Source organism: Corynebacterium sp. H128, assembly GCF_037482625.1.
Taxonomy (GTDB): Bacteria; Actinomycetota; Actinomycetes; order Mycobacteriales; family Mycobacteriaceae; genus Corynebacterium.
In genome coordinates, this window is sequence record NZ_JBBHKW010000016.1 from 1 (window position 1) to 7,226 (window position 7,226).

At 56.3% G+C, this 7,226-nt stretch carries 4 protein-coding genes; 2 read left to right on the plus strand and 2 right to left on the minus strand.

Annotated features, from left to right (window positions below; genetic code table 11):
• The first annotated feature begins 439 nt into the window (after positions 1–439).
• Positions 440–1,156, plus strand: a complete 717-nt coding sequence (locus WG915_RS11245) for a DUF2599 domain-containing protein (protein ID WP_339565477.1) — start codon at positions 440–442, stop codon at positions 1,154–1,156.
• Positions 1,157–1,931: 775 nt separating this feature from the next.
• On the opposite strand, the gene WG915_RS11250 is transcribed toward WG915_RS11245, so the two are convergent.
• Entirely contained in the window at positions 1,932–2,291 is a 360-nt protein-coding gene (locus WG915_RS11250; RefSeq protein WP_339565478.1) for a DUF3892 domain-containing protein, read from the minus strand.
• A gap of 558 nt (positions 2,292–2,849) precedes the next feature.
• Here WG915_RS11250 and WG915_RS11255 point away from each other — a divergent pair.
• Complete coding sequence (locus WG915_RS11255) at positions 2,850–4,304, plus strand: hypothetical protein (protein ID WP_339565479.1); 1,455 nt, start codon at positions 2,850–2,852, stop codon at positions 4,302–4,304.
• Positions 4,305–4,557: 253 nt separating this feature from the next.
• Here the strand turns inward: WG915_RS11255 and WG915_RS11260 are convergent, their stop codons facing one another.
• On the minus strand, positions 4,558–7,083 hold the full coding sequence (locus WG915_RS11260; RefSeq protein ID WP_339565480.1) for a DEAD/DEAH box helicase: 2,526 nt from the start codon (positions 7,081–7,083) through the stop codon (positions 4,558–4,560).
• Between the last annotated feature and the right edge of the window lie 143 nt (positions 7,084–7,226).

Here is a 7,226-nt window from a genome sequence, read left to right on the forward strand (position 1 = left end):
CTGCTGCCGCCCGTGGAGTCCGTTACCCAGTACCGCCGCCTCAGCCCGCGGCGCGCAGCTGCCCGACGCTAGAACTCTGCGCCAAATATCGGTCTCAGAACAACGCCATCGAGCGCTCAAAACCACAGTTTTAACCCTACCGAACAGGTTTTACGGCCAGTACTCTAGTGTTCGTTTGGGGTGTACCTGATTGGGGCACCACTCGCCCCGAGTCGGTATTCACTTCTCTCTACGAATGAGCGGATGCGTAACGGTGCTCCATGTGCACGTGGAACTAATGCTTACGAAAATGACTCAGGCCGCGAAAGCCTGACCAGTGTTCATGTAGATAAATGATCATTGTTACCGAATGGTTATTGACTGCATTTTTCATTCGTCGTAGGTTCGAGATAAGCCGGTGACGAGCCGGGTATCTTGGAAATCTGGAAAAGGGGTCATCATGTTCAAAAAAAGGCTGGCGTGCGTGGGCGCCACGGCATTGTTTGCGCTGAGTTCGACATTTTCAGTGCAGGCTGCCGCAGATGAGGTAAACAAGTACGTTCCCGTAGAGGGGAGCGATGTGTCAGTGATTGGAGCTAACACCGATTCCAGTGGTGGCGAAACAGAGGCGCAACTGAAGGTGGGGGATAGCTTTCGCATTGAGGGGCCAGCCGGAACCAAAGTTAACCTGCTTGGCGATTCCAACTTCCTTGAAGTAGTAAAACCTGGCGATGAAGTGGGGCTCTACGCAGTCGCACCAGCTGGCCTTGAATTTGAGGTCAAAGACACTGTGGTGACGGTCGTTGATCTTCCCTCCAACCAAGTTACGGAGCGTGCAGCCGCCGAAAGTGATGATGAACCAATCAAGGCTGCTTTTGGTCTGTCCCTAATCGACCGTGTGGACATTGTAGGACAGCCCGAAGGTACGCGATACATGGTCTTTCCTACGGTCTTGGGAAGGGCAATGCGGTCACCAATCCCTGAAACTGCAGGTTGGAATGAAGCAAAATCCAAGGGGGTTGCGGATACCGGAAGCCTCCACAACCAGTTTGTGTGTCACCCGCTATCTCAAGTCGCCCGGGTTAAGTCCAGTTGGAACTTGGAGGATTGGCGCCCTGATGTCGGACTTCCTGGAACAATAGCCGAACGATGTAATCCGGGTGGGGGAGACGACTAACCACGCAAACCCACGCTAAAACAGCAAACATGTATTGAGGAGGATGGCATTGATGCGTAAACAGAAAAGCGCAGCCTACTGGTGGAGCGTTACTGTCGTTGTAGTGCTGTTCATCGCAACGCTTGTAATCAATTACCTAGCAGGGCTAAGTGCTGATGAATCATACTTCGGAGCACACTGGTGGCACCGTCTGGCGTGGGTTACGCCACCGTTGCTCCTGGCTTCTTTGATTTGGGTCTGGTTCGAGCACAGGAAGACGCATCGGCACCCACATTGACCCATATTTAGTAGCGTCGGGCGTGAATGAGAAGGAAGCCTTTGCGCTTGGGTGAAAGATGCTTTTTGCTCTAGTGGGGAGTATCACGTTTGGATATGTCGTGCGCCTGGGACTATGCCGGTTGAGATTACGGATAGGTTTTGGTTTCCTGAGGAGATGCGTATTCAACCAAACGAGATCACAGTGCGAGAGAATAAGCTCAATCAGGCAGCGCAGCTTGTGGCTACCAAATTGGGGATTGAGATGCGCGGCGAGTCGGTAGTGTCTTAGGTTTTCGTTGCGTTGTTTTAGGCTGTTTTAGTGGTTTTGTGCCCCAATAGGACAACGCCCACCCGCTGCGGGGTGGGCGTTGTTTTGTTTGTTATGGGCGGGGCCATTGGCGTGGGTTGAGTCGGTTGTTTTGTAGTAGGGCTTGGAGGATTGTTTCTTCGATCTGGTTTAGCTCCACGTTTTCCTTGCGGTACTCGTCACCGTGCTGATTTTTCAGGTCGAGATATATCAAAATAACGGAAGTTCAACTAGATTATTCGTCCATTTTCCATCTGCATAAGTTCGCAAGTAGGGCTTTCCGTTCTCAGGATTTATGACGCCTACAGGAACTCGATTCGTTCCACTTCCAACAAATGCTTGGCCGCCGCTATTTATCCATTGCACAAGATCGGGCTTGGTAGATTCACCGACTTCCCCACTCTCTAGCCCTCGCCACCTGTAGTTGGTGATGGCGGCTTCCGTCTTCTGGAATTCCTCAAAATGAACGTGTGTGATTTGGATAGACATATTTACCTTTCGGAGAGCTGGAGAGTCAAAAATGAGCAGTGTGAAATTTTGAATCGAGAAGTAAGCCCCAGGGTAAATCATCTCATATGGAGTGTTATGTGCGGGGGAATTTTTGTAAATAGAGCCATCGCTGGCCTGGGGTTTTTATGAAACCAGTCAATCTGTGATGATTGCTTGAATGGCGGCGCTAAGCAGAGACATCTCGATGAGTCCGTTAAACAGGCTGGACGTAAGTGCCTATATGTCTATATTGCTACTTAGGGGTGACTTGTTGGTTCATCTTGATAAACTTGCTCGTGAACGGTTTGGGCTTGCCGTTCTGCACTGCTTGTGATCGTGTCCACGTGCCCATATGGGTACGTGGACTTATCTCGCATTGCTGTCATGAGGATTCCCTTGCTGAACGCGCTCAGGTCCGTTTTGAACGCTTCGAGCGTCGATGACCAGCACCCTGAGACCAACCTCTAGTCCCGGAGACCCGATGCGACTCTTTCCTGCTAAGACTGATCTCACTGGTTCAGCCCTGATAGGGGAACCAGTGCGGGGCGCGTGCGCCCCAGACAGGCGCAGTATGCGACAATGTACTCCCACCCCACAGCGGGCCAGCGGGGCCAGGGGCTGCGCAGAAGGGAACACGGCATGAGGTTCAGCAGCGCTTTCGGCGTGGACCACGGCAAAAAGAGCTCGTGGTTCAACCCTCTGCTTGACCAAGACACGCCACTGTATGTCGACCCGTTTCTGGTTTTCGACGACAACAAGCCCTTGTGGGAGGGGGCCAAGCAGGAAGTCACGGACTTCTTCGACACCGCAGCACGTCTCATCGAGCAGGCCAAGGGAAACCAGAACTCACTCGCATACCAGAAGGCGCTCGAACTGTTGCGGTTCCCCGAACCTAACGAGTTCTGCCTTGGCCTGAGCATGGGCGCCCCGCACGGCTCTGGAACGGGACCCAAGGCCGCCGGTGAGATGGCAGACATCCTCGACCTCGCACGCCGGTACGGGCACGTCGAAGATCTTGCGTCTATCGCGGGCTTCAACCTCTTCTCCAGTGGAATCGGTCTGGATCGGATCAGCGACATCCTCTGCAACATTCTCAAGCACCGGTTCATCCGATACACCCAAAAGGTATCTAAGAAGCTCGGCCTTACGACGGAGCCAGTGATCGTCAAGCATCCAGGCTGGGATCGGAAGCGATCCAGGTGGCTTCCCGACGCCAAGATCGAACTACCGAAGTCCCCGTTTGGTGGCGGTGGAGTTCTGCTCACACCTGAGCGGTTCTTGAAAGAGATCCCGACGGTGTCCCCGGACGAGTTCTGGAAGTGGGCCGAGGTCCACGAAGGGCATCTTCTGCGACAAGACTTCAGCTACGAGATCGCACAGGGTCTCAATCAAGCAGACCGCCGTGTGTTGGCGCGACGCTTCGCACGCAAGTACCCAGACAAGGCAGCCGACTACCTGCGGCTGGTAGCACAGATGCCCCACCTGCCCTACGATGTCGAAATGGACCCGAAAGGCCTGGTCTTCTGGCGGGAGACCGGAGAAGCAGTGGGTAAGATCTCACCCATTACTTCAGCCGAGGTTCCTATCCAGCAGCAGGAGTTCCCGGCGTTCGTCGAACTACTTGCGACACGCTTCCAACGCGCAGTCGAGAATACAGATCTGTGGCGCGCACTGTGGGCCGCCGATAACCCGCAGAAAGAAGTGGTCATCCAGGCTATCGCCGGCGCGATGTGGACCGAGACTTGCCGTGCCGCACAGGTTGACATCAGCCAGGAGGTCAACCGCGGCCGCGGTCCGGTCGACTTCAAATTCTCCAAGGGATGGGAAGATCGTGCCCTCCTCGAAGTCAAAGTAATCCGCAGCAGCGGATTCTTCAGAGGCGCAGCGACCCAGTTGCCCCAATACATGAAGACCGAGCAGATCAGCTACGGCGTGTACCTATGCGTTGGGCATTACAACACGGACTTCGCGCCCGAGCGCATCAAACGAGTCGAAGACACGATCGCCACTCTTGCGAAGGAGAAAGGCATCAAGATCAAACTCGTCCTCGTCGACGCCAGGCGAGACAACAAGACCTCTGCGTCAAAGCAATAGACGAGACACACACCTCGGAACAAGAGTGGTACCGCTGGTTCATCGTCACCAGACCGCGATCCGCCAACGCATACGTCGTGCGCTTGTAAGTGAAGTCCGACCACGCCCTTCCGGACGCCTATCAGCCACCCGCGCCAGAACCTTCACCTGGCGGTCTGACAACGGTGCGTACTTGCGGGCCACAAATCCCAGTGCCCCAAAGTGATTGCTGATCCATGTGGGCTCACGCTGAGGAGGTCTCAGGAAGGGCCCGTCACCGGCGGACGCTCTCGCTATGCCGCTGTAAGACGCGGTCCGCGGTTAGAGAGTGTTGAGCAAGTGCTGAAGCCACGACGGACGGGTCAGACCATGTGCCGTCTCCGGCTAGATGCTTGACAAAGGCTTCTACATCTAGCCGGAGACGGTGCAGTCCGGTCTTTGTGATGACCCGCGTTCCGGACGGTACATGAGCTTGAGCTTCAAGCTCTTCCGATGGGTGGACAAGTACGGATATCGACGTCGAGACCTCAGGGTAGCGCTCGCTGAACCAGGTCATTGAGTGAGTGAGCTGCTTCGCCTCGTCCTTGGTGATCACAGGGTTATTGCGCGAAACGTCCGTCTTCAGCTCGATAACTGCGTACTGCTGAGCAGAGAGCGCCCATAGGTTATCCGGGCCGCCATCGCGATCTTCCTTCTCAGGTCGACTCGACCCGAAGCCGAGATGAAGTCCCAGCAAACGGAACTGCTCTTCGGCTCGATCCGCGGCATGTTCGACGCCCCAGATGATGTTGTCGAACAGTGACGCCACAGTTAGTTCTAGCGTGCGAGCATCGGTGTAGTGTTCATCGAGGTATTTCGCTGCTTCTTTGCCCTGGACCGTGGGTCCGGCAATCTTTTTACGGGACGGTGGGATTGCTGGCTTGAGCACCACTGGGTTTTTCTTGCGTGCAGAAGCCAGCGTCTTCTGGGCTGCGACAGGATCGACGTGGTGCTCGTAAGCGGCCAGTTCCTCCAGATACCAGCCCTTCGCTAGAGGGTCGGTCACCGTGTCGATGGCCGACCGTAGAACGAGTACGGCGCCGTCCGTGTCTCCCGCCACAGCGAGATTAAAGGCTTCCCGTCGTCCGACGGCGATCTCAGTGACGTTTCCTGTGGCGTCATAGGTGACGTCGGCGGTGGCCTCCAGACTCCTGCTGACCCACTCTCTCTTGCGCTGCAGGAAAGTATCGAGGAGATCACTGATCGCCTCGATACCCTCACCCTGGATCTGTTCTGCGAGCTGTTGGCTGAGCTCGATCTGAACTCGTGTCGCTGGCGAGTAGAAGCTTCGAAGCTGCGGGTCACGGAGTGTTAGCGCCGCGTCGCTGGTGAGTACAAGTACAGCACAGTAGTCACCTACGTCTCGGATGCCACGGCCCATACCTTGTTCAATTTTTTGCACCTCGCGTGCCTTAAAGGCCATCGAACCGATCAGCGCCGCAGAAGCTCGCTGCTCGTGCGGGGTAAGGGGAGTGGGGATGCCGTCGACGATAAGCAGCCGGCACGCGTCTCCGGGTAGGTCTACTCCGTCGTACTTGTTAACTAGCACCACGATGCCCACATGCTCACCGTTCTTCATGCGCTCGATGACGGGGCGCATGTCGCTCACACGCAGCGTCTCGTCGGCAACGCGAGCCCATCGCGTCGCCGCGTGGTCGCCGGGAACAAGAACCACCACATTGACTGGCTCGGCGTTGGCTTTTTCACCACGATTGCCGTCGGCAACGTCGCGGGCCAACTTGTGGATAGCAGAGTCCACGAGCTGAGGATTGATAGATAGTGGGGCAAGGATGATTCGATCCCCCAGGTCGGAAGCCTGCTTTGGGGTGATTGGCCTCCGCACTGCCTCGGCGTTAGCGTCGAGTTCAGTGACGAGGACGCCTTCGTCCTCGAGTGTTGCGGTCAGATACACCCGACGCTTCGCCTGTTGAAATGCCGGAATCAATGAGACCTCTGGACATGGAGTCTTGATTTCTATATTCCGGGACGTGAACGTGATCGTCGCCAGTTCTAACAAGTCCGCCACGAATGGCCACGAGTAAAAGAGCGTGTCGATGGCATCATTGTTCGCGTAAGGCTGGATCACATTGAGAACTTCCAGGGCTCGGTCCGCAACGGCCTTCGGCGGTACGCGGATCGGCGCACCGAAGCCACCTGCGCGGATCTCTGCGAGCGCCTTGGGGCTCTGGTCGTGTAGATCAGTGGCGAACAGGGCGAGGAGATCATCGAATGCGTCGCATGAAGATGGGATCGACGCTGCAAACAGCCCTCCCGTAGCGTTGAGGGCGGAATGCGCATCGTCGATGACGACGACACCAAGCGGAATGATCCTCTTTACGCCGCGCACACCGAAGGCACTGCGTCCGTTGATGAGCTTGTGGAATGTCGTGACGAGGATTGCCCGCGACGAGCGGAACGACTCATCTTTCACGTCGGTGGTGACTGGGATCTTGGCGTCGTTAGCCTCGTTTAAGACTTGCTGAATCAGGAATTTATCAGGCACGAGGAACACGGCTGGTCCAATACCCTCATGCAGGCTGGATTGGGCGATCAGTAGACCGGTCAGAGTCTTGCCGCCACCAGTGTTCTGCTTGAGAACGAGGTCGGACTCAGAACGACGGTCGTACCACGCTTCCAGCACTTCGTTCTGCTCCGGACGAAGCCGTGACCATTTCCGTCCTTGGAGGGCGGCATAGATCTCGCGGGGGCGAATGAGCTGTGAGCCCTTGTTTGGGTTGATCTCATCCCAACGGATCGGCATCAATTCCTCCTACAGCATGTGCACACGAGACATGCAGGCCAATATTGTCATGTGGTCGTGGGGGGGGGGGGGGGGGGGGGGGGGGAAGAAGGGGGGGGGGGGTCCGTATGGGGGGGGGGGGGGGGGGGGTGCCGGGGGGGGGG

Coding starts and splice junctions, on each gene's coding strand:
- WG915_RS11255 (WP_339565479.1), top strand. CDS start 2,850: ATGAGGTTCAGCAGCGCTTTCGGCGTGGACCACGGCAAAAAGAGCTCG.
- WG915_RS11250 (WP_339565478.1), bottom strand. CDS start 2,291: ATGATTTACCCTGGGGCTTACTTCTCGATTCAAAATTTCACACTGCTC.
- WG915_RS11260 (WP_339565480.1), bottom strand. CDS start 7,083: ATGCCGATCCGTTGGGATGAGATCAACCCAAACAAGGGCTCACAGCTC.
- WG915_RS11245 (WP_339565477.1), top strand. CDS start 440: ATGTTCAAAAAAAGGCTGGCGTGCGTGGGCGCCACGGCATTGTTTGCG.